Origin of the sequence: Bradyrhizobium sp. LA2.1 (genome assembly GCF_040547725.1) — a bacterium.
GTDB lineage: Bacteria > Pseudomonadota > Alphaproteobacteria > Rhizobiales > Xanthobacteraceae > Bradyrhizobium > Bradyrhizobium barranii.
Genome location: NZ_JBEPQI010000008.1, coordinates 142,871 through 163,179, shown reverse-complemented (window position 1 = coordinate 163,179; position 20,309 = coordinate 142,871). Strand labels below are relative to the sequence as shown.

The window sequence follows — 20,309 nt, the reverse complement described above, 5'->3', positions numbered from 1 at the left end:
ACCAGAAATCAGCGCGGGGCGAGATGCGCGGTGATGGCGCGGAAGGCGGCGAGCCAGCGGTGGTCGAGCGGAACGTCCATCGCCTTCGGCTGCGTCGCGAGCTTGACGATGACGGTGTCGGTGGCCGCGTCGATGTAGAGCCACTGGCCGTGAATGCCGATCCCCGCGAGATCGTTCCGCGACGGATCGATCGTGTACCATTTGCTGCGGTAGCGGGCGCCCGGGAAGATGTCGGCGAGGTCGCCGTCTTTCCACGCCTGGGGATCGCCGTTCTCGTGGATGTCGTCGATCCACCAGCCCGGCACCACCTGCCGTCCCTCGACCACGCCGCGGCAGCGGATCATTTCGCCGAAGCGCAGCAGATCGCGTGCGGTGACGGAAAGCCCGCCGGCGATGCGGCCCATGCCGTGGCTGTCGAGCGTGAGGGAGCCATCCTCCTCGGCGCCCATCGGCTGCCAGAGATAGTCGGAGAGGATGCGATGGTAGGGCATGCCGCAGGCGCGCTCGTAGACCCAGCCGAGCACTTCCGTATTGGTCGAGACGTAGTGGAACACCTTGCCGTGCGGCTTTCCTGTCCCGCGCAGCGTGGTGAGATAGGCGCGCTGATGGCCGGCCTCGACGCCCGGCGGCGGCACGTCCCAGCCCGAGGAGAAGCGATAGCGCGCGACGTCGCCGGCGGGGTCCTCGTAATCCTCCTCGAACTTGATCGCGACCGCCATGTCGAGGACGTTGCGGACGGTGCAGCTGCCATAGACCGAGCTCTCCAGCTCCGGCACGTAGCGCACCACCCTCGCCTCCGGATCGAGCAGGCCGCGCGCGGCCAGCACGCCGCCGAGCGTGCCGGCGATCGACTTGCTGATGGAGCAGATCAGATGCGGCGTCGTCGCGCTCATGCCGTCGCCGTACCATTCGTGGATCAGCGTGCCCCGGTGCATGACGAGCAGCACATCGGAAAAGGTCTCGCGCAGTGTGGCCTCGATCGTGGTCGGCTTGCCGTCCGGCGCGGTGAAGCTGAGCTTTTGCAGCTCGCGCGGCGCGCTTGCCATCGGTGTGGGATGCGCGGAGCGGCGAACCTCCGCGGTCGGCAGCACTTCGCGGGTGTGGGTGAAGCCCCAGCGGATGGCGGGAAAGCTGCGCCAGTTGGCGCGGGTCACCTGGGCCTCGGGCGTGGGCGGGCTGCCGCGCATGATGTCCGTCGGTCGCATCTCGATCCTCCGCAAGGCCATCCCGACTGCGATGTCGGAACGGCAAGGGAGAAGACTGCACACAGGCCGCATCGGGCGTTATCGAGATCCGGCAATATTTTGCTGGACAGCGGCCATGGCCGTGCCAGTCTGGCGTGGTTCTTGCTGGCTCCGGGCTACCAAATTTCGACGTGATGTCATGGCCTTAAGCGCAACTCTTCCGACTCCGGACTCGGCTGCAAACCTGTTTCAGGCGCGCAGTACCGACGTCGACGAGCATTGCGCCGCGCTCGGTCGCTGGCGCCTGTGCTACGACCAGATCAGCGCCGGCGCCTTCCGCGGCAGCTTCACGCAACTCTCCCTGCCCCGCCTCGAAGTCTTCCGCGAAATCACCAGCCAGCAAGTCCGCCAATACGGCCAGCTCGGTGCCGACAGTTTTGGCATCGGTCTGCCCTGGCACGGCGACGGCGAAGTCAATTGTAACGGGGCCAGTGTTGCAGGCTCCCAGGTCATCGCCAGCATCGATGCCGAGATCGACATGTGTACGCCGAAGGCCTTCGAGCTGCGCGGTGTCGTCGCCAGCGCGGTGCTGATCGCGGAGCGTGCGGCACGGCTCGATATCGAATTGCCGCGCGCCGTCTGGCACCAGTTGCGGGTGATCGAGATGGCGGCGGCGCCGGTTGCGCGGCTGCGCGCCCATCTCGTCGCCATTCACGAGACCATCACGGCCGCACCCGAACGGTTCGACGATCCGGCCGCGCGGCAGGCGCTGGAGGACGCCCTCCTCGTCGAGATCATGGACATGCTGCCGACGGCCCAGCCGAGCGATCCCGGCCGCAGCGCCACGGCGCGCAAGCGCACAGTGGATCGCGCCCGCGAGCTGATGCATGGCAGCGGCGATCGCTCGCTGTCGCTGCTGGAGGTCTGCAAGGCGGTCGGCGCGAGCCCGCGCAAGCTCGGCTATTGCTTTCAGGAAGTCGTGGGCACGAGCCCGATGCATTACTGGCGCGCGATGCGGCTGAACCGGGTGCGGCGGGACCTGAAGCGCGCCGGCGGCGCCGAGACGTCGATCTACGACGTCGCCGTACGACACGGCTTCTGGCACTTCAGCCAGTTCTCGCTCGACTACAAGCGCCACTTCTCCGAGCTGCCCTCGGAGACACTGCGGCGCGCGAGGCTTGTCGCCTGACGCGCGCGTCTTCTACTCTACGACTAGTCGTGGCTAGCAGCTCGCTTGCGGCCATCCTTCGAGATGCCCGCCTCTGGCGGGCTCTCGGGATGAGGTCGCGTTTTGCGGCGAGATATTGGACCCTCATGGTGAGGAGCTCGCGTAAGCGGGCGTCTCGAGCCATGCAGGCCGGGCACGTTACCAGGTCGGCAAATACGTACCCTTGAAGCGCGTCTCAAGAAACGCCTTCACGGGATCGGAGTGATAGACCTCGATCAGCTGCTTCACCCACGGCTTGTCCTTGTCCTCCTCGCGGACGGCGAGGATGTTGACCCAGGGACCATCGGGGTTCTCGCGCGCGATCGCATCGGTCGCCGGATTGAGGCCGGCCTGCACGGCGTAATTGTTGTTGATCGAGACGACGTCGACGTCCTGCAGCGCGCGCGGAAGCTGGGCGGCATCGAGCTCGACGAAGCGCAGCTTCTTCGGGTTCTCGGTGATGTCGGCAATGCTCGAAGCGACGTTGTTCGGATCCTTCAGCTTGATCACGCCGTGCAGCGCCAAAATCATCAGGCCGCGCGCGCCGTTGGAGGGATCGTTGGCGATCGCAACGCGGGCGCCTTCGGGCAGGTCAGCAAGTTTCTTGTACTTCTGCGAATAGACGCCCTGCGGCGAACCGATCGTGTTCGCGACCTTGACGATCTTCCAGCCGGTCTTGGAGATCTGGTTCTTCAGGTACGGCTCGTGCTGGAACGAGTTCGCCTCGAGGTCTTTCAGCGCCAGCGCCTGGTTCGGAATCACGTAGTCGGTGAACTCGACCACCTTGATGTCGAGGCCGCGCTCGGCGCCGACCTTCTTCACCACATCCAGGATCTCTGCATGGGGGCCGGCGGTAACGCCGACGCGGATGGTTTCGGCCTGAGCCGAGGTCGCGAGCAAGGCTGCAGCCGCAAGGGTTGCGAGAAAACGCATTGAAGTCTCCAGTTTCAGGGAATGTGTATCAGCGCTGCCGCAGCCGGCGGTTGACCCGGCGTGCGAGATAATCGCCCGCGCTCTGGACGAGCTGCACCAGCGCGATCAGAACGACCACGACGGCCAGCATCATCTCCGGCATGAAGCGCTGATAGCCGTAGCGGATGCCGAGGTCGCCGAGCCCGCCGCCGCCGACGGCGCCGACCATGGCGGAGTAGCCGAGCAGGCTGACCACCGCGAGCGTCAGCGCCAGGAGCAGGCCGGGCAACGCTTCGGGGATCAGCACCTTGAGAACGATCTGGATCGGTGATGCCCCGAACGAGGACGCGGTCTCGATCAGGCCGCCGTCGACCTCGCGGATCGCAGCTTCGACCAGGCGCGCGATAAACGGCGTCGATGCGATGACCAGCGGCACGATCGCTGCGGTCGAGCCGATCGAGGTGCCGGCAATGAGCCGGGTGAACGGGATGATGGCGACGACCAGGATGATGAAGGGCGTGGAGCGCGTCGCATTGACGACGATGCCGAGCACGCGATTGATGGTGGGCGCCGCGAACAGCTCGCCTTTCCGGCTGGTCGCGAGGAACACGCCGAGCGGCAGGCCGAAGGCGGTGCCGACCAGTGCCGCGATGCCGACCATGTACAGGCTTTCGCCTGTTGCCTGGACGATGAGGTTGATGAGTTCAGGCGACATAGCCGAGACGCTCCGCCGGGAGTTGATATTGAGAGAGCCAAGCGAGCGTGCGCGTCACCGCGTCCTCGCCACCGGGAATACCGAGGGTCAATGAGCCCACATGCTGGCCGCCGATCTCGTCGATGCGCGCCGACAGCAGCGCCACGTCGAGACCGAGCTCGCGGGCAAGCCGCGCCACCACCGTGTCGCCGGCCCCTGCCCCGCGCACCTGGACGCGGATCACGGCCTGCCCGCCGGCAGACGGCTCCGCCACGATCCGGCTCGCAAGCGACACCGGCAGGCTGTCGCCGATCACTTCGGCGAGGAAGGACTGCGTGATCGGATGTTTGGGATGAGTGAAGATGTCGGCGACATGGCCGCTCTCGACGACGTGGCCGGCGTCGAGCACCACGACCTCCTTGGCGAGCTGGCGCACCACCGACATTTCGTGCGTGATCAGCACGATGGTCACGCCCAGCTCGCGGTTGATGTTGGCGAGCAGATCGAGGATCGCGCGCGTGGTTTGCGGGTCGAGCGCCGAGGTCGCCTCGTCCGACAGCAGCACGCTCGGCCGCGTCGCCAGCGCACGGGCAATGCCGACGCGCTGCTTCTGGCCGCCCGAGAGTTCGGAAGGATAGCGGTCGTGCTTGTCGGCGATGCCGACCAGCGCCAGCAGCTCGGCGACGCGGGCCTTGATGTCGGCCTTGGCCCAGCCGGCAATCTCCAGCGGCAGCGCGATGTTGTCGGCCGCCGTGCGCGACGACAGCAGGTTGAAATGCTGGAAGATCATCCCGATCGAGCGCTGCGCCAGCCGCAATTCGCGGCCTGCCAGCGCCGAGATATCGCTATTGTCGACGATCACGCGGCCCGTGGTCGGCTTCTCCAGCCCGTTGATCAGCCGGACCAGGCTCGACTTGCCGGCGCCGGAGCGGCCGATGACGCCGGTGATCGAGCCGCGCGCAATCGCGAAGTCGATGTCTTGCAGCGCGTTGACGCCGGGCTTGCCGCGATAGGCCGGATAGATCTTCGAGATGCCCTCGAAACGGACCATCGCGTCGGCGTTCCGGGCGGCAGGTGAAATCGCTTCAAGCGTTTCGATCTTCTGTCCGATCGCGAGCGATTGGTGGGCGTTCATGGAGGCGGCCTTCATGCACAACGGTTCCTGCTGCCCCCGTGGGGGCATGCGGGAACCGGTCGCGTCAAGCGACGGAGAGTGAAATCGCCGTGAGGGTTCGGGTGGAACGCGCTGCACTGCAGCACGCACCATCGCCTTTTCAGGTCTTCCTTGCAATGTCAGATATTTGCGGGGAGTTGGACGAAGTTTTCCCAATCCCACCCCGGCGAAGAAAATTCGTCTGCCGGGGGTATGAGCTTCCGGCCCCGCTCAACTGATCTGCAACCAGGGCAGCACGATCAGCAGGAGTCCCGCGAAATAGAGCAGCCCGAACAGAAGCCCAAAGCCCCAGAACTGGCCCTTCCCGATATAGCCGCTGCCGAAATACATCGGCGCGGGCCCCGTCGCGTAAGGCGAGATCACGCCCATCAGGCCGAGCGAATACATGCAGAGCATGGCGAGCGTCGTGACCGGCAGGCCGGGAATGCCCGATCCGACCGCGAGCACCACCGGCAGCACGGCTGCGGCATGCGAGGTGATGCTCGAGAAGAAGTAGTGGATCCAGAAGAACAGCGCGACCAGCAGGAGCATCGCGGTCGACGGCGACAGCCCCGCGAGCGGTTTGGCGTATTCGGTCGCGAACCATTTGATGAAGCCGATTTCGTTGAGGCCCGAGGCCAGCGTCAGCAGCGAGGTGAAATAGAAGAACACCTCCCAGGCGCTCTTCTCGCTGACGATGTCAGCGAACTCGATCACGCCCGTCACCAGCATCAGCGAGATCACGATGAACACGACGGTGGTGGCGTTGACGAAGTTCGAGCCGAGCAGCGGCACGTGGATGTCCGGGCTCGAGCCCGCGATCCACAGGAACATCGCGAGGATGATCAGAGCCAGCATGATCCACTCGTTGCGCGACATCGGGCCCATCTCGCTGACCTCCCTGGCCGCCCATTCGGAGATCTCCGGGCTGTGCTTCACCTCGGGACGGCAGACCACATAGCTGAGCAGCGGCACGAGGATCATCAGAAGGATGCCGAGCGGCGCAAAGCCGACGAACCACTGCGCCCAGCTCACCTCGACGCCGGCGGTCCTCTTGGCGATCGCAAGCGCGGCCGCGTTGGGCGCGAGCGCGGTGAAGAACAGCGAGCTGGTAATCGCGGTTGCCGCAAACGCCGTCCACATCACATAGGTGCCGATCTTGCCGGCGGTCGGCCCAGGCTCGGAGCCGTAGATGCGCGGGATGTTGCTGATGATGGGATAGACGATGCCGCCGCTGCGCGCGGTGTTGGATGGCGTCGCTGGTGCCAGCAGGAAGTCCGACATTGCCACCGCGTAGCCGAGACCGAGCGTGTTGCGGCCGAGCTTCTGCACCAGCACCAGCGCGATACGGCGGCCGAGCTGGCTCTTGCGATAACCGATCGAGAATACGAAGGCGCCGACGATCAGCCACACTGTGCTCTCGGCAAATCCCGCCAGCATCCAGCGCAGCGATTTGCCGGGATCGGGATCGATATAGCCGGCGACGCCCGCGACCGTCAGCCCGATGAACCCGACCGCGCCGACCGGCATCGATTCCAGAATGAGCCCGGTGATGACGGCCGCGAACACGGCAAAATAGTGCCATTGATTGGCGTTGAGACCCGTCGGCACCGGCCATAGATAGATGGCCAGCCACACCACGAGCGGCGCGATCAGCTTCCAGCTAAACCCTTTTGCCTGGGGCGTCTGCGAGCTAGCGGCCATGGGCCCTCCCCCTCGATTGTCGTCGCATTGTACCGCCCGTTGGCCGAGCCGTTTTTGTCCTAGCGCGGCGTATACGGACTGTCCGCGGCGCGATCAATGGCCTGACTTCACGTTCTACCGCCCCTTGAAGCGCGGCTTGCGGCGGGTCAGGAACGCCTCGATGCCCTCCTTGTGGTCTTCGGTGAGATTCGCCAGCGCGAACTGGTCGACGTCCATGTGGCTGGCGAGATCGTCCAGCGCATGTGCCAGCCGGTTGACGGTCAGCTTGGTCATGGCGACCGAGAGCGGCGGCTGCGCGGCGACTTTCCGGGCAAGCTCCATGGCGGCATCGAACGCATGGCCGGGATCGGCCACCTGCTCCACCAAACCCCACTCGTAGGCCTCATCGGCCGAGATGCGCTGGTCGGCCAGGATCACCGCCTGCTTGGTGCGGGCCGGCCCGATCAGATGCAGCATGCGCGGAATGCTCTGCCAGCTCATGTTCATGCCGAGCCCGATCTCGGGCACGCGCAGATGCGCGTCGTGCCCCATCACGCGGAAGTCGAGCGCCACGGCCAGCGCGACGCCGCCGCCGACGCAAAAACCCTCGATGGCGGCGATCGTGATCTGCTCCATCTCATGCCAGGCATGGGTCAGACGCGGCCCGAGCTTAAGATGCCGCCGCAGCGTGCCGAGATCCATGTCCTTGCGCGAGCGGCCCTCGGCATCCTTGAGGTCGAAGCCGGCGCTGAAGGCGCTGGTGCTGCCCGTCAGAACCACGACGGACGTTGCGGCATCATCCTCGAAGCTGCGCGCGGCCGCGGTGAGCTGGCGCAGCGCCTCCGGCGAGAGCGCGTTGATGCCGTCGCCGCGGTCGAACCGCACCACCGCAATCCGCCCCTCCGGTCCGAGGCCCTTCTCGATCGTCACGAAGTTCGTCACCAATGTCTCCCTATCTGCGTTGCGGCGAGGCTAGCCTACATCCGGCCTCACGAATATGGGACCCGGTTGCGCCCCGGCGCATACTCGACAGGCAGGGACCATTGCGCCTATCTTTGCGCCATGAGCCACGATCACGACCATCATCACGACCATTCCGAGCTGTCGGAGACCGAGCTGCGCGTGCGCGCGCTCGAGACGATCTTGACAGAAAAAGGCTATGTCGAGCCGGCCGCGCTCGACGCCATCATCCAGGCCTATGAGACCAGGATCGGCCCGCACAACGGCGCGCGCGTCGTCGCCAAGGCCTGGACCGATCCGGCGTTCAAAAAGGCGCTGCTGGAGGATGGCTCGAAGGCCATCGGCACGCTCGGCCATGTCAGCCGCGTCGGCGACCATCTCGTCGTGGTCGAGAACACGCCCGAGCGACACAACATGGTCGTGTGCACGCTGTGCTCCTGCTACCCCTGGGAGATGCTGGGGCTGCCGCCGGTCTGGTATAAGGCTGCGCCCTATCGTTCGCGCGCGGTGAAGGATCCGCGCGGCGTGCTCGCCGATTTCGACGTCACGCTGCCCAAGGACATGGAAATCCGTGTCTGGGATTCGACGGCCGAGACCCGCTTCCTGGTGCTGCCGATGCGCCCCGCGGGCACCGAAGGCTGGAGTGAGGAGCAGCTCGCCGAACTCGTCACGCGCGATTCCATGATCGGCACCGGCTTTCCCAAGACGCCTGGAGCGCCCTCGTGAACGGCGTCCACGACATGGGCGGCATGGACGGGTTCGGCAAGGTCGAGGCTGAACCGAACGAGCCGATGTTTCACGAGGAGTGGGAATCGCGTGTCCTCGCCATGGTGCGCGCGATGGGCGCGGCGGGCGCCTTCAACATCGACACCTCGCGCTTCTATCGCGAGACGCTGCCGCCGCACGTCTATCTCTCGAGCTCCTACTACAAGAAATGGTTTCTCGGGCTCGAGGAGATGCTGGTCGAGAAGGGCTACCTCACCCGGGACGAGGTCGCCGCCGGCCACGCGATGCAGCCTGCAAAGGCGCTCAAGCACGGCAAGTTCGACCTCGCCAATGTCGAGCGCGTCATGGTGCGCGGCAAGTTCGCCCGCCCTGCTCCGGCGCCGGCAAAATTCAACATCGGCGATCGCGTCCGCGCCAGGAACATTCATCCGACCACGCATACGCGGCTGCCGCGCTATGTGCGCGGCCATGTCGGTGTCGTCGAGCTGAACCACGGCTGCCACGTATTTCCGGATTCGGCGGCGATGGAGCTCGGCGAAAATCCGCAATGGCTTTACACGGTGGTGTTCGAGGGCCGCGACCTCTGGGGCGCGGACGGTGATCCGACCTTGAAGGTTTCGATCGACGCCTTCGAACCCTATCTGGACCCGGCGTGATGAGCAGCACTACTGCGGCCGCCGCGACGGCGGCCATTCCGAGCATTCCGCGCGATGACGACGGCCCGGTGTTCCGCACACCCTGGGAAGCGCATGCGTTTGCGATGGCGCTGACGCTGCACGAGCGCGGTGTCTTCACCTGGCCGGAATGGGCCGCAGCCTTGGCCTCCGAGATCAAGCGCGCGCAAGCCGCTGGCGATCCTGATACGGGCGAGACCTATTACCTGCACTGGCTCGCCACGCTGGAAGGTTTGGTCGCAAGCAAGGGCGTCGCATCGGCGGAGACGCTGCACCGCTACCGCGACGCCTGGGACCACGCCGCCGACCGCACACCGCACGGCAAGCCGATCGAGCTGCGGCCGGAGGATTTTCGGTAGGTCGGTAAGAGGCACGCTCGTGCCAAGCCCTCCGCTGTCATTCCCCGCGAAGGCGGGGAATCCAGTAGGCCGCGGCCTCTCGACTCAAGCACGGTCTCTGGGATACTGGATCATCCGCTTTCGCGGGTGATGACACCGAATATGTGGCCTCAGCGTCCCGCCGCAAACTCTCGCCATCCCTTCGCCCGCAAACTGCATGCCGGGCACTCGCCGCACCCGAAACCCCACTCATGCTGCGCGCCGCGTTCGCCGAGATAGCAGGTGTGCGAGTGCTCGCGGATGAGATCGACCAGTCCTGCGCCGCCGAGCTCGTGGGCGAGCTTCCACGTCGCCGCCTTGTCGATCCACATCAGCGGCGTATGCAGCTCGAATTGCCTGGCCATGCCGAGCGAAAGCGCGGCCTGCATGGCGCGGATGGTGTCGTCACGGCAATCGGGATAGCCGGAATAATCGGTCTCGCACATGCCGCCGACGATGTGGGTGATGCCGCGCCGGTAGGCGAGCGCCGCGGCAAACGTCAGGAACACCAGATTGCGGCCGGGCACGAACGTATTCGGCAGGCCGTCGGCGCCCATCGCGATGGCGACGTCGCGCGTCAGCGCCGTCTCAGACACGGCCGCCAGCGTCGGGATCGACAGCGTGTGGCTCTCGCCGAGCCTTGCGGCCCAGTCTGCGCGCAGACCCTTGATGCCGTCGAACAGCCGGTCGCGGCAGGCGAGCTCGATGGCGTGGCGCTGGCCATACTCGAAACCCAGTGTCTCCACGCGTGCAAAGCGGCTGAGCGCCCAGGCGAGGCAGGTGGTGGAATCCTGGCCGCCGGAAAACAGCACCAGGGCGGTTTGTGATGAAAATGCGTCACTCATGGCCCGCGCTTTAGCACTGCGGGCGCTCCTCGCCAATCTGCCGCCAATCGGTGGAAATCGGCCTGTTCCGCCGCGCCGCGCTGGGAACGGCGGGCCGCTTTTGGCATAAGGCTTTGGAGCCAGGAGACTGCCCCGCAATGACCCCTTCCCGCGACATTTCCCGTCTGATCGAGATCATGGCGGCGCTGCGCACGCCGGTGACCGGCTGCCCCTGGGACCTCGAGCAGAATTTCGCGACGATCGCGCCCTACACGATCGAGGAGGCCTATGAGGTGGTCGAGGCCATCAGCCGCGGCGATCTCGACGATCTGCGCGAGGAGCTCGGTGACCTCCTGCTCCAGGTCGTGTTTCACGCCCAGATGGCTTCAGAACAGAATGCCTTTACCTTCGGCGACGTCGTGGAGGCCATCACCCGCAAGATGATCCGGCGCCACCCTCATGTCTTCGCCGACAAGGACGGCAACCTCGCCTCCTCCCACGTCAAGGAGGTCTGGGACCGCATCAAGGCCGAGGAGAAAGCCGAACGTGCGGCTCGCCGGCCGCCGGAGGAAACGCCGACGCACAAGTCGTTACTCTCGGGCGTCAAGGCCGGTCAGCCCGCGCTGACGCGCGCGATGGAGCTCCAGCGCAAGGCCTCCACCGTCGGCTTCGACTGGAACGACCCGCGCGCGGTGCTGGCGAAAATCCGCGAAGAAGCCGACGAGATCGAGGCGGCGCTCGACCGCAACGACAGCGAGGGGCTGGCGGAGGAAACCGGCGATCTGATGTTCGCACTCGTCAATCTCGCCCGCCACGTCGACGCCGATCCGGAAGCCGCGCTACGCGCGACGAATGCAAAGTTCGAGCGGCGCTTCGCCTTCATCGAGCGCGCGCTTGAGGCGCAAGGGCGGACGCTCGAGCAGGCGTCGCTGGCGGAGATGGACGCGCTGTGGAACGCGGCGAAGAGTGAGGGGAAACCGGTATCAGAGACTCGCTCGCAGGCCCGCCGCTAGCGTTGTGGCCTGCTCCATCGGTGTACCCGCAAGGATCGAAGCGGTCACGAAGGAGATATAGGTCAGCATCTTTTCCCGAATGCAGCGAGGCGGTCATGGCGGATCGCAGTCAAGCCATGAAACCGTCACGACAAGCAGTCTAAAGTTGAGCAACGGAGCCCGCGCAGCCGAAAATCCCACCTCAGGTGAGTGCGATGCCATTAAAGCACTATTCGGTCCTCAAAGGACGCCCGATCGCGATGCGTTTCGGCACCGGCCAGTCGCCGCACTATCAAGTCCATGTCGTGGCCGACAACGCGGATTTCCGCATCGCCGTCAATGTGCAGTCAGCCGACGGAAGCGAAGTCGAGTTCCTGGTGCGATCGCACTTTGTCCATCCGATCACCGACCATCTCGCGGCGTTGCCGGAGGGCCTGCACCCGCAGCCGCCGAAGCCGGCCAGCATCGCGCTGGACTTCATTCGCGGCAATCTGATGCAGCCCCAGGAGTTGATCCCGCTGCCGCTGTCCGTGCCCGGACCCGACAATGACCTCAACGAGAAGCTCGACCAGTTCGTCCAGCGCGCGCTCTCAAACGAAAGCGCGATGGTGTACGCATTCGGTGAGACATGGGGGCCGGAAACGAAGGCGGACAATTTTTTCGGCTTCCGGCCGGGTCGCGGCATCCACGACATCCATATGAATCAGGGAAACCCAATCGGACGGTTCTCGGGCGACAACGGGCCATGGCAAGACGGCGGGCTGGTGTTCGAATTCCCGGATCAGAAGCTATGGACGGCGGTCTTCCTCAAATTCCAGACGCAGGCCTGGCACACCGACGACAAGACCGGTGACCCCATCGATCTCGGCGCGCCGACACAGCCGCCAGATCCGACCGCTCCTCCGACCGGGCAAATGCCTGACGGACTCGTGCGCATCATCGCAGCACTCGTCAATGCCTTGAAGACGCCCGAGCGGGAAGTCGTCACGCTGCTCAATACGGCCGATCGCGACATCGATCTCACCGGCTGGATGCTGGCCGACAAGCAGAAGAACAAAATGGCCCTGTCAGGGAAGATCGACGCCGGCGGCACGCTCGCCATCGTCGTGCAAAAGCCGATGGAATTGTCGAACCAGGGCGGCATCATTTCGCTGCTGGACGAGCGTGGGATCAAGATCCACGGCGTCGCCTATACCAAGGCGCAAGCGAAGAATCCGGGCCTGACCATTCCATTCTAGCGTTACGCGTCTCAACCCAGAAACGCGGATATGGTCGATATCGCACGCAGGCTGGTCGGGCGCACCGCGCCCTTCGGATCACGCCACGCGCGGCACGGCATCGAACCGGTTCACTACGATATCCCGCTTGGTCTCGTCGACCCGCACCGTCATGTCGAAGCGGCCGTCGTGCAGCTCTTTCGCCAGCACCTCCGCATTTCGATGCAGCCAGCTGATGCCGGCGCCGTCGGCGGCGTCGATGGAGAGATCGAGCGTGGTGCGTTTTGCGGCGAGCCGTTCCTCGATCGCGGCGAGCAGCGCGTCGATCCCCTCGCCTGACACGGCCGACACCAGCATCGCCGGGTGATCCTCCGGCCGGCGCGCGGCGATATTCAGAAGCTCTTCGCGCTTGTCAGGCTCGTAACGGTCGATCTTGTTCCAGACCTCGATGATGCGGCCGGAATCGTCGGGGTTGATGCCGAGCTGGCGCAGCACCGCGTCGACGTCGCTCTGCTGGGCCTCTGCATCCTCGTGCGAGATGTCGCGCACATGCAGGATGACGTCGGCTTCCAGCACCTCCTCCAGCGTGGCGCGGAAGGCCGCGACGAGCTGGGTCGGCAGGTTGGAGATGAAGCCGACGGTGTCGGACAGCATCGCCTTGCCGCCATGCGGCAAAGTGAGCGCGCGCAGGGTCGGATCGAGTGTTGCGAACAGCATGTCGGCGGCCTGAACGTCGGCGCGCGTCAGGCGGTTGAACAGCGTCGACTTGCCGGCATTGGTGTAGCCGACCAGCGCGACGACGCGATACGGCACGCGCTGGCGGCCGGCACGATGCAGCCGCCGCGTCGCCTGCACCTTCTTCAGTTCGCCCTCGAGTTTTGAGATGCGCTCCTGGATCAGGCGACGGTCGGCCTCGATCTGTGTCTCGCCGGGACCGCCCATGAATCCGAAGCCGCCGCGCTGGCGTTCGAGGTGGGTCCAGGAGCGGACGAGGCGCGAGCGCTGGTAATTGAGATGCGCAAGCTCGACCTGGAGCGAGCCTTCCTTGGTCTTGGCGCGGCGGCCGAAGATTTCCAGGATGAGCCCGGTGCGGTCGAGCACCTTGGCGTGCAATTCCTTCTCGAGATTGCGCTGCTGGATCGGCGCCAGCGCGCAATCCATCACCACGAGCTCGACATCGAGGCTCTTGGCCAGCGCGGCGATCTCCTCGACCTTGCCCTTGCCGATATAGGTCGCGGGGCGGATCTGGCTGATCGGCGCGATGATGGCATCGGCAATGACGAGGTCGATCGCCCGCGCGAGGCCGGCGGCCTCATCGAGCCGGGCCTCCGCGTCACGCTGAACATGGCTTTCCGATTGCGTGTCGGTACCGCCCGCACGCACACGCAAGTAGGGACCGATGACAAGCACCCGCCCCGTCTGCTTCGCCCCTGCCGACCGCGGACGGTCGGCCTCCCCGTCGAAATTCCGGGGTTCCAATCAGATCACTCTCAAGCCGGCTGATCCTCGCCGCCTTCGAACAACTGGATCGGAGCGCCCGGCATGATGGTCGAGATCGCATGCTTGTAGACAAGCTGCGAGTGACCGTCGCGCCGAAGCAGCAAACAGAAATTGTCGAACCAGGTCACGATGCCCTGGAGCTTCACTCCGTTGACCAGAAAGATCGTCAGTGGCGTCTTGGTTTTGCGAACGTGATTGAGGAAGGTGTCCTGTAGGTTTTGTGCGCGGTCTGCCGCCATTGTTTTTTTCTCGCTTTGAGTTTCTTTTTATTGCGCCGGTTGCGGCCCTCTTTGTGACATTCGGGGCCTCTTCCGGTTGCTATTCCTCATGAGATCCCCCTCGGAGGAACAGCGGTTCGATTAGAGGACAGGACGGGTTATTAGGCAAGCCGCTTCACGCGGCAGGCCACGCCCAAATGCCCCGAAAAACTACGGAAATCGATGATTTTCCTCGCTAATCCCTGAGGTGCGGCCGCGACGTCGCGGTGTCAGCCGACACCGAGCGCCTTCAGCTTCCGGTGCAACGCCGAACGTTCCATGCCAACAAACTCAGCCGTGCGAGAAATATTTCCTGAAAAACGGCTGATCTGTGCAATCAAATAGTCGCGCTCGAACACTTCGCGCGCTTCGCGCAGCGGCAGCCCCATGATGTGCTCGCCATTGTTGCTGGTCGGCATCGCCGGCACCATCGAGCCGACGTCCTGCGGCAGCATGTCGGCGGTGATGATCACCTCCGGTCCGCCCGCGGCCAGAATCATGACTCTCTCAACGTTGTTGCGGAGCTGGCGCACGTTGCCCGGCCACACATGCGATTGCAGCACCGCCATCGCGTCCTGCCCGATCTGCCGCTTGGGCAGGCCGCTGCCGGCCGAGATCTGCTCCATGAAATAGTCGATCAATTCCGGAATGTCCTCGCGCCGCTCCGAGAGCGCGGGCACGCGGATCGGCACCACCGAGAGCCGATGATAGAGGTCTTCGCGGAAATGACCGGCAGCGATCTCCTCTTCGAGATTTCGCGCCGTGGAGGAGATGATGCGGACGTCGACCTGCACCTTGCCGGTGCCGCCGACGCGCTGGAACGACTGCTCGACCAGCACGCGCAAAATCTTGTTCTGGGTCTCGCGCGGCATGTCCGCGATCTCGTCGATGAACAGCGTGCCGCCATGGGCTTCCTCGAGCGCGCCGGGCTTGCGCGCCTGCTCGCCATTGGACTGCTCGACGCCGAACATCTCGTGCTCCATGCGCTCCGGCGTGATCGCGGCGGCATTGATCACGACGAACGGACCATCGGCGCGGCCCGAGGCCGTATGCAGCGTGCGCGCGGTCAGCTCCTTGCCGGCGCCGGCCGGGCCGACGATCAGGATGCGGCTGTTGGCCTTGGCCGCGCGGTCGATGGTCTGGCGCAGCTGGTTCATGCTCGGCGAGCGGCCGACGAGCGAGCTTGCGCTCGGCGCGAGCTGCTTCAGCTCCTTGACCTCGCGCTTGAGCCGCGAGTTCTCGAGCGCTCTGTTCGCGACCAGGATCAGCCGGTCGGCCTTGAACGGCTTCTCGATGAAGTCGTAGGCGCCGCGCTTGATCGCGGCGACCGCGGTCTCGATGTTGCCGTGGCCGGAGATCATCACGACCGGCAGATCGGCATTGTCCTTCTTGACCTGCTCCAGCAACTGCAAGCCGTCGAGCTTGGAGCCCTGGAGCCAGATGTCGAGAAACACCAGATGCGGCCTGCGATTGGCGATCTCGGCGAGCGCCGTATCGCTGTCGCGGGCGGTCCGGGTCACGAAGCCCTCGTCTTCGAGAATGCCCGCAACGAGATCGCGAATATCGGCCTCATCATCGACAATCAGAATTTCACTTGCCATGGTTCGCGCCTGTCTTGTCAGATGCCTGTTGAGGCTTCGATCTTCGTTGAATCATTGGTCATTTCAGCCGGCTCTTTGGTTTCGGCGGCCGGCGGTTTTGTTTCGGGCGGCTTGGCGATGTCCGTGACCGCGTTTGCGGCCGACGATGCCTGCACGGTCCCCTCGCTCTTCGCGGGGGCACCGGAGATCGCAAAACGCATCCGCATCCACGCGCCGCGCTGGCCCTCGCGGAAATCGGAAGCGTCCTTCAGCTCGATACGCCCGCCATGGTCTTCGAGCACGCGGCCGACGATCGCCAGGCCAAGGCCGGTGCCCTTGGCCCGCGTCGTCACATAAGGCTCGAGGAGGCGCGAGCGCGCGACCTTGGGCAGGCCGATGCCGTTGTCGATGACGTCGATCAGCACGTCCTCGCCCTCGCGCGAGACCACGACGTCGATGCGGCCCTTGCCGTAATCCTTGCCGAGCTCCTCCGGCGGCACCTGCTCGACCGCCTCGGTGGCGTTCTTGACGATGTTGGTGACCGCCTGCGAGATCAGCCGCCGGTCGAACTGCGCGCGCAGCGGATCTTCCTTGAATTCGGCCTCGATATCGATCTCGGGATGGGCGACCTTCATCAGGAACACCGCCTGCCGCACGGTGTCGGCGACGTCCTCGCCCTCCATCACCGGCTTCGGCATCCGTGCGAAACGCGAGAACTCGTCGACCATGCGGCGGATATCGTCGACCTGGCGCACGATGGTATCGGTGCACTGCTCGAAGATCTGCTTGTCCTTGGTCTCGGTGATGTCCTTGCCGAACTTGCGGCGGATGCGCTCGGCCGAGAGCTGGATCGGCGTCAGCGGATTCTTGATCTCATGCGCGATGCGGCGCGCGACGTCGCCCCAGGCCGAGGTGCGCTGCGCCGAGACCAGCTCGGTGATGTCGTCGAGCGTGATGATGTAGCTGTCGTGCGGCTGGCTGGTCTTCTCGGCGCTGACGCGGACCGACAGGTTGCGCTCGGTGCCGTCGCGCGTGATCGTGATCTGGCCCTGCACCAGGCGCTGGGTCCCTTCCCGCGCCGTCTTCATCATCTCCTCGAGCTCGGGCAGCACGTCGGAGAGCGGGTGGCCGAGCGTCTCGGCTTCGGAGTGCCCGATCAGCTTCTCAGCGGAGCGGTTGAGGATGCCGACGCTGCCCGAATTGTCGACGCCGATGATGCCGGCGCTCGCCGAGGACAGCACGGCCTCGATGAAGCGGCGGCGGCTGTCGATGAGATCGCTGGCGTTGACGAGCTCGTCGCGCTGGCTGCGCAATTCCTGCGTCATCTTGTTGAATGTCTCACCCAGCTGGGCGAGGTCGCCTTCCGACTGATGCACGGGCACCTTCACATGGAGGTCGCCGGTCGAGACCGTGTGGGCGGCGTTCATCAGCCGCCGGATCGGGGCCACCAGCGAGTTGGCGAAGTTGAGGCCGATCAGCACCGAGGCCATCAGGATGGTGAGCGCGATCACCGCGAACATCAGCGCGAAGGCGACCTGGATGCCGAGCCGGCGCGACTCGATCTGGGCGTATTCGGCGACGCTGACCTCGGTCTGCTTGAGCTGGTTGACGACGTTCGGATCGAGCGGCCGCGCGACATAGAGGAAGGTGTCGCTGAAGGCGCGCAGGCGGATCACCGCGGCGACGAAGCTCGCATCCGGCAGCACCGCGATCTCGGGCTCGGATTCGTTGACGTTGCTGAGGAAGTCCGGCGCCGGCGGCGAATAAGCGAGCCGCATGCCGGTGTCGGCCGATTCCAGGATGTTGGTGTTCTTGTCGATGATCATCGCGCCCGGCAGATTGCGGGAGCCGGCGCTGGCGGTCAGCAGCTCGCGGAACGAGCGGCGGTCCTGGTCGTAGAGCGGCCGGGCGTGGGCGATGTCATTGGCCATGCCGAGAATGTCGCCGCGGATCAGCTGCGCGTGGTCCTGCATGTAGGCCCGCGCGATCGTCAGCGAATTCTGAATCACCTCCTTGGTCGGACCGGAGAACAGCCGGTCGAGGCCGCGCTCGATGGTGACGTTGGCGACGACGGCGACCAGCACCGCCGGCAGCACCGCGACGATCGAGAACAGGCTGACGATCTGGACATGGAGGCGTGCCGCCGCCCGGCCCCGCCGACGCGCCAGGATCAGCTGCCAGAGCTCGCGGACGATGATGCCGACCAGCAGCAGGATCGTGGCCGCATTGATCAGATAGAACGAGCGGACCACCTCCGGCGTCGGCTCGATCCTCGTGAGGCCGGTCAGGACCAGGAATGTCAGGAGGGCCGACAGCAACGCCATCGCCACGGCAAGGGGCGCCAGCCAGCGTCGCACCGACCAACGCCGGGGCTCTTCCGCTGGGGCCGTGTCGAAGTGTGCGGCCGAGGTATCTGCGCTGGTCATTCCGGCAATGGTGCTGAAAACGGGGTCCGCGGCGGGCGGATACTGATGTATTCGTACCACATTGTTGCCGAATTGCGACAATTCCGCGGCGCCCTCGCCGCGACGGACCGGCGCATCCACAGGCCGCTGTTCTGGCAAACCTCGCTTGCGGGAACGGATTCCCGCCCCTGCGGCTTGACCGCCATGGACAGGTTCTTTCTCGCGATGATGGTGTCGGCCGTGCTGCTGCTGATCGTAGCCGCCGACCTCCTGGTCAATGGTCTCGGGGTGCAGCAGCCGCTGGCGAACGTCGCCAGCGCCCAGCCGGTCTCGGCGCGGCTGATCAGATGAGCGCGACGCAGCGCTCGGCGGTTGAATAACAATTCATACGTTCCAGCGGAACGTTTCGGCCTGATTCGGACTTTTGCTCACCGCGTTAGCCACAACGGCCAGCGCGATCCGGACAGGCTCAGCTCCGCTTTGGTAGGGGGAGCTGAGCCACGGTCCATTCGGGAAGACTAACCCCCGCTCCGGTACACCTGGATATCGAGGTCCCGGATCTTCTTCCGCAGCGTGTTGCGGTTGAGACCGAGCAAATCGGCGGCGCGGATCTGGTTGCCGCGGGTGGCGGCGAGCGCGGCCGTGAGCAGTGGCACCTCGATCTCCTTGAGGATGCGGTGATAGAGGCCCGGCGGCGGCACGCCGTTCGGGAAGCCCTGGAAGTGCGAGGACAGATAGGCCTCCACGGCGCCGCCGAGATTGTCGACGCCCTGCTGGACCGCGGCACCCGGGCTGACCGTGGGCGGCGCCAGCTCGCCGTCGATGACGGAGCCCGTGATCACGTCCTGCGGGTAGAGCGCGGCGAGGCGCCGGGCGAGATTCTCGAGCTCGCGCACGTTGCCGGGCCAGCGGTGCTGCTTCATCCGCTCCAGCGCCAGCGCATCGAGCTTCTTCGGCGGCAGGCCGTCCTTCTCGGCCAGCGTGAAGAAGTGCCGCACGAGGTCCGGCAGGTCTTCGATGCGCTCGCGCAAGGGGGGCAGCCGCAGCGGCACAACGTTGAGGCGGAAGAACAAATCTTCGCGGAACAGGCCCTGCTGGATCAGGACCCGCAGGTCCTTGTTGGACGCCGCGACGATCCGCACGTCGGTCTTGATCGGGGTGCGGCCGCCGACGGTGGTGTATTCACCCTGCTGAAGCACGCGCAGCAGGCGGGTCTGCGCCTCCATCGGCATGTCGCCGATCTCGTCCAGGAACAGCGTGCCGCCCTCGGCCTGCTCGAACCGGCCCGAGGCGCGGGTGTTGGCACCGGTGAAGGCGCCGCGCTCGTGGCCGAACAGTTCGGACTCGATGAGGTCACGTGGGATCGCCGCCATGTTGACCGCGACGAACGGGCCGTTGCGGCGCTTGCCGTAATCGTGCAGCGCGCGCGCCACCAGTTCCTTGCCGGTGCCGGACTCGCCCGTGATCATCACGGTGAGGTCGGTCTGCATCAGACGCGCCAGCACGCGGTAGATTTCCTGCATCGCCGGCGAGCGGCCGACCAACGGGATCGCCTCCATCTCGGCGTCCTCGTCCGGCGTCGAGACCCGTTCCTTCGGCTCAGCCAGCGCACGGCCGACGATGGCGATCAGCTCCTTCAGGTCGAAGGGCTTTGGCAGATATTCGTACGCCCCGCGCTCGGAGGCGCGGATCGCGGTCATGAACGTGTTCTGCGCGCTCATGACGATGACGGGCAGATTCGGCCGCATCTTCTTGATCCGCGGCAGCAGGTCGAACGCGTTCTCGTCGGGCATCACCACGTCGGTGATGACGAGATCGCCCTCTCCCTGGCTAACCCATCGCCACAGCGTTGCGGCATTGCCGGTGAGCCGGACTTCATAGCCGGCGCGGGATAGCGCCTGATTGAGAACCGTGCGGATGGCGGTGTCGTCATCAGCAACGAGAATGCTACCTGCGGGCATCGT

At 65.3% G+C, this 20,309-nt stretch carries 19 protein-coding genes; 7 read left to right on the top strand and 12 right to left on the bottom strand.

Going from position 1 to position 20,309, the window contains the following annotated elements:
• Window positions 1-8: 8 nt before the first annotated feature.
• Complete coding sequence (locus tag ABIB95_RS17755) at window positions 9-1,205, bottom strand: serine hydrolase domain-containing protein (RefSeq protein WP_354240886.1); 1,197 nt, start codon at window positions 1,203-1,205, stop codon at window positions 9-11.
• 178 nt (window positions 1,206-1,383) lie between these two features.
• Here ABIB95_RS17755 and ABIB95_RS17750 point away from each other — a divergent pair, with 178 nt between their 5' ends.
• Complete coding sequence (locus ABIB95_RS17750) at window positions 1,384-2,373, top strand: helix-turn-helix domain-containing protein (RefSeq protein WP_354240884.1); 990 nt, start codon at window positions 1,384-1,386, stop codon at window positions 2,371-2,373.
• Window positions 2,374-2,550: 177 nt separating this feature from the next.
• Here the strand turns inward: ABIB95_RS17750 and ABIB95_RS17745 are convergent, their stop codons facing one another.
• The 5 genes from ABIB95_RS17745 to ABIB95_RS17725 form a co-directional block, all read right to left on the bottom strand.
• Window positions 2,551-3,324 (bottom strand): MetQ/NlpA family ABC transporter substrate-binding protein, encoded by a 774-nt coding sequence (locus tag ABIB95_RS17745; protein WP_354240882.1) that lies wholly within the window; start codon window positions 3,322-3,324, stop codon window positions 2,551-2,553.
• Window positions 3,325-3,352: 28 nt separating this feature from the next.
• On the bottom strand, window positions 3,353-4,018 hold the full coding sequence (locus tag ABIB95_RS17740) for a methionine ABC transporter permease (protein WP_028147549.1): 666 nt from the start codon (window positions 4,016-4,018) through the stop codon (window positions 3,353-3,355).
• Window positions 4,008-5,147 (bottom strand): methionine ABC transporter ATP-binding protein, encoded by a 1,140-nt coding sequence (locus tag ABIB95_RS17735; protein ID WP_038942897.1) that lies wholly within the window; start codon window positions 5,145-5,147, stop codon window positions 4,008-4,010. The genes ABIB95_RS17740 and ABIB95_RS17735 overlap by 11 nt, the downstream gene beginning before the upstream one ends.
• 234 nt (window positions 5,148-5,381) lie before the next feature.
• A complete protein-coding gene (locus ABIB95_RS17730; protein ID WP_354240879.1) occupies window positions 5,382-6,854 on the bottom strand; it encodes a DASS family sodium-coupled anion symporter in 1,473 nt (490 codons plus the stop codon).
• A 114-nt stretch (window positions 6,855-6,968) separates the two neighbouring features.
• Window positions 6,969-7,775 carry an enoyl-CoA hydratase/isomerase family protein gene (locus ABIB95_RS17725; protein ID WP_354240877.1) on the bottom strand — a complete coding sequence of 269 codons (807 nt, stop codon included), beginning with the start codon at window positions 7,773-7,775 and terminating at the stop codon, window positions 6,969-6,971.
• A gap of 120 nt (window positions 7,776-7,895) precedes the next feature.
• Between ABIB95_RS17725 and nthA the strand changes: the two genes are divergently transcribed.
• From nthA to ABIB95_RS17710, 3 genes are read left to right on the top strand one after another with little or no spacing between them, the layout of a single operon-like run.
• On the top strand, window positions 7,896-8,519 hold the full coding sequence (gene nthA, locus ABIB95_RS17720; RefSeq protein WP_063983312.1) for a nitrile hydratase subunit alpha: 624 nt from the start codon (window positions 7,896-7,898) through the stop codon (window positions 8,517-8,519).
• Window positions 8,516-9,175, top strand: coding sequence for a nitrile hydratase subunit beta (gene nthB, locus ABIB95_RS17715; protein ID WP_354240875.1), 660 nt, complete (start codon window positions 8,516-8,518; stop codon window positions 9,173-9,175). The genes nthA and nthB overlap by 4 nt, the downstream gene beginning before the upstream one ends.
• Entirely contained in the window at window positions 9,175-9,552 is a 378-nt protein-coding gene (locus tag ABIB95_RS17710) for a nitrile hydratase accessory protein (RefSeq protein WP_354240873.1), read from the top strand. The genes nthB and ABIB95_RS17710 overlap by 1 nt, the downstream gene beginning before the upstream one ends.
• 149 nt (window positions 9,553-9,701) lie before the next feature.
• On the opposite strand, the gene queC is transcribed toward ABIB95_RS17710, so the two are convergent.
• A complete protein-coding gene (gene queC, locus ABIB95_RS17705) occupies window positions 9,702-10,415 on the bottom strand; it encodes a 7-cyano-7-deazaguanine synthase QueC (protein WP_354240871.1) in 714 nt (237 codons plus the stop codon).
• Window positions 10,416-10,552: 137 nt separating this feature from the next.
• Here queC and mazG point away from each other — a divergent pair, with 137 nt between their 5' ends.
• Window positions 10,553-11,407, top strand: a complete 855-nt coding sequence (mazG, locus tag ABIB95_RS17700) for a nucleoside triphosphate pyrophosphohydrolase (RefSeq protein WP_063983316.1) — start codon at window positions 10,553-10,555, stop codon at window positions 11,405-11,407.
• A 194-nt stretch (window positions 11,408-11,601) separates the two neighbouring features.
• Window positions 11,602-12,624, top strand: coding sequence for a DUF2278 family protein (locus tag ABIB95_RS17695; protein WP_354240869.1), 1,023 nt, complete (start codon window positions 11,602-11,604; stop codon window positions 12,622-12,624).
• A gap of 78 nt (window positions 12,625-12,702) precedes the next feature.
• Here ABIB95_RS17695 and hflX read toward each other — a convergent pair whose 3' ends face one another.
• The 4 genes from hflX to ABIB95_RS17675 all read right to left on the bottom strand — a co-directional run bounded on the left by hflX (window position 12,703) and on the right by ABIB95_RS17675 (window position 18,366).
• Window positions 12,703-14,082: a GTPase HflX gene (gene hflX / locus ABIB95_RS17690; RefSeq protein WP_354240867.1), complete on the bottom strand. Its 1,380-nt coding sequence runs from the start codon at window positions 14,080-14,082 to the stop codon at window positions 12,703-12,705.
• An 11-nt stretch (window positions 14,083-14,093) separates the two neighbouring features.
• Window positions 14,094-14,342: an RNA chaperone Hfq gene (hfq, locus tag ABIB95_RS17685; RefSeq protein ID WP_007591126.1), complete on the bottom strand. Its 249-nt coding sequence runs from the start codon at window positions 14,340-14,342 to the stop codon at window positions 14,094-14,096.
• Between the two features lie 248 nt (window positions 14,343-14,590).
• Window positions 14,591-15,961, bottom strand: a complete 1,371-nt coding sequence (ntrX, locus tag ABIB95_RS17680; RefSeq protein WP_071914044.1) for a nitrogen assimilation response regulator NtrX — start codon at window positions 15,959-15,961, stop codon at window positions 14,591-14,593.
• A gap of 17 nt (window positions 15,962-15,978) precedes the next feature.
• Window positions 15,979-18,366: a sensor histidine kinase gene (locus ABIB95_RS17675; protein ID WP_085399562.1), complete on the bottom strand. Its 2,388-nt coding sequence runs from the start codon at window positions 18,364-18,366 to the stop codon at window positions 15,979-15,981.
• 45 nt (window positions 18,367-18,411) lie between these two features.
• On the opposite strand from ABIB95_RS17675, the gene ABIB95_RS17670 reads away from it, so the two are divergent.
• Entirely contained in the window at window positions 18,412-18,696 is a 285-nt protein-coding gene (locus tag ABIB95_RS17670; protein ID WP_063983321.1) for a hypothetical protein, read from the top strand.
• A gap of 167 nt (window positions 18,697-18,863) precedes the next feature.
• On the opposite strand, the gene ntrC is transcribed toward ABIB95_RS17670, so the two are convergent.
• Window positions 18,864-20,306: a nitrogen regulation protein NR(I) gene (gene ntrC, locus ABIB95_RS17665; RefSeq protein ID WP_028147560.1), complete on the bottom strand. Its 1,443-nt coding sequence runs from the start codon at window positions 20,304-20,306 to the stop codon at window positions 18,864-18,866.
• Window positions 20,307-20,309: the final 3 nt, after the last annotated feature.

Bases quoted from the DNA above. Each gene is read 5' to 3' on its own strand.
- ABIB95_RS17755 (WP_354240886.1), bottom strand. From the start codon at position 1,205: ATGCGACCGACGGACATCATGCGCGGCAGCCCGCCCACGCCCGAGGCC.
- ABIB95_RS17750 (WP_354240884.1), top strand. From the start codon at position 1,384: ATGGCCTTAAGCGCAACTCTTCCGACTCCGGACTCGGCTGCAAACCTG.
- ABIB95_RS17745 (WP_354240882.1), bottom strand. From the start codon at position 3,324: ATGCGTTTTCTCGCAACCCTTGCGGCTGCAGCCTTGCTCGCGACCTCG.
- ABIB95_RS17740 (WP_028147549.1), bottom strand. From the start codon at position 4,018: ATGTCGCCTGAACTCATCAACCTCATCGTCCAGGCAACAGGCGAAAGC.
- ABIB95_RS17735 (WP_038942897.1), bottom strand. From the start codon at position 5,147: ATGAAGGCCGCCTCCATGAACGCCCACCAATCGCTCGCGATCGGACAG.
- ABIB95_RS17730 (WP_354240879.1), bottom strand. From the start codon at position 6,854: ATGGCCGCTAGCTCGCAGACGCCCCAGGCAAAAGGGTTTAGCTGGAAG.
- nthA (WP_063983312.1), top strand. From the start codon at position 7,896: ATGAGCCACGATCACGACCATCATCACGACCATTCCGAGCTGTCGGAG.
- ABIB95_RS17710 (WP_354240873.1), top strand. From the start codon at position 9,175: ATGAGCAGCACTACTGCGGCCGCCGCGACGGCGGCCATTCCGAGCATT.
- queC (WP_354240871.1), bottom strand. From the start codon at position 10,415: ATGAGTGACGCATTTTCATCACAAACCGCCCTGGTGCTGTTTTCCGGC.
- mazG (WP_063983316.1), top strand. From the start codon at position 10,553: ATGACCCCTTCCCGCGACATTTCCCGTCTGATCGAGATCATGGCGGCG.
- ABIB95_RS17695 (WP_354240869.1), top strand. From the start codon at position 11,602: ATGCCATTAAAGCACTATTCGGTCCTCAAAGGACGCCCGATCGCGATG.
- hfq (WP_007591126.1), bottom strand. From the start codon at position 14,342: ATGGCGGCAGACCGCGCACAAAACCTACAGGACACCTTCCTCAATCAC.
- ntrX (WP_071914044.1), bottom strand. From the start codon at position 15,961: ATGGCAAGTGAAATTCTGATTGTCGATGATGAGGCCGATATTCGCGAT.
- ABIB95_RS17675 (WP_085399562.1), bottom strand. From the start codon at position 18,366: ATGACCAGCGCAGATACCTCGGCCGCACACTTCGACACGGCCCCAGCG.
- ABIB95_RS17670 (WP_063983321.1), top strand. From the start codon at position 18,412: ATGTATTCGTACCACATTGTTGCCGAATTGCGACAATTCCGCGGCGCC.
- ntrC (WP_028147560.1), bottom strand. From the start codon at position 20,306: ATGCCCGCAGGTAGCATTCTCGTTGCTGATGACGACACCGCCATCCGC.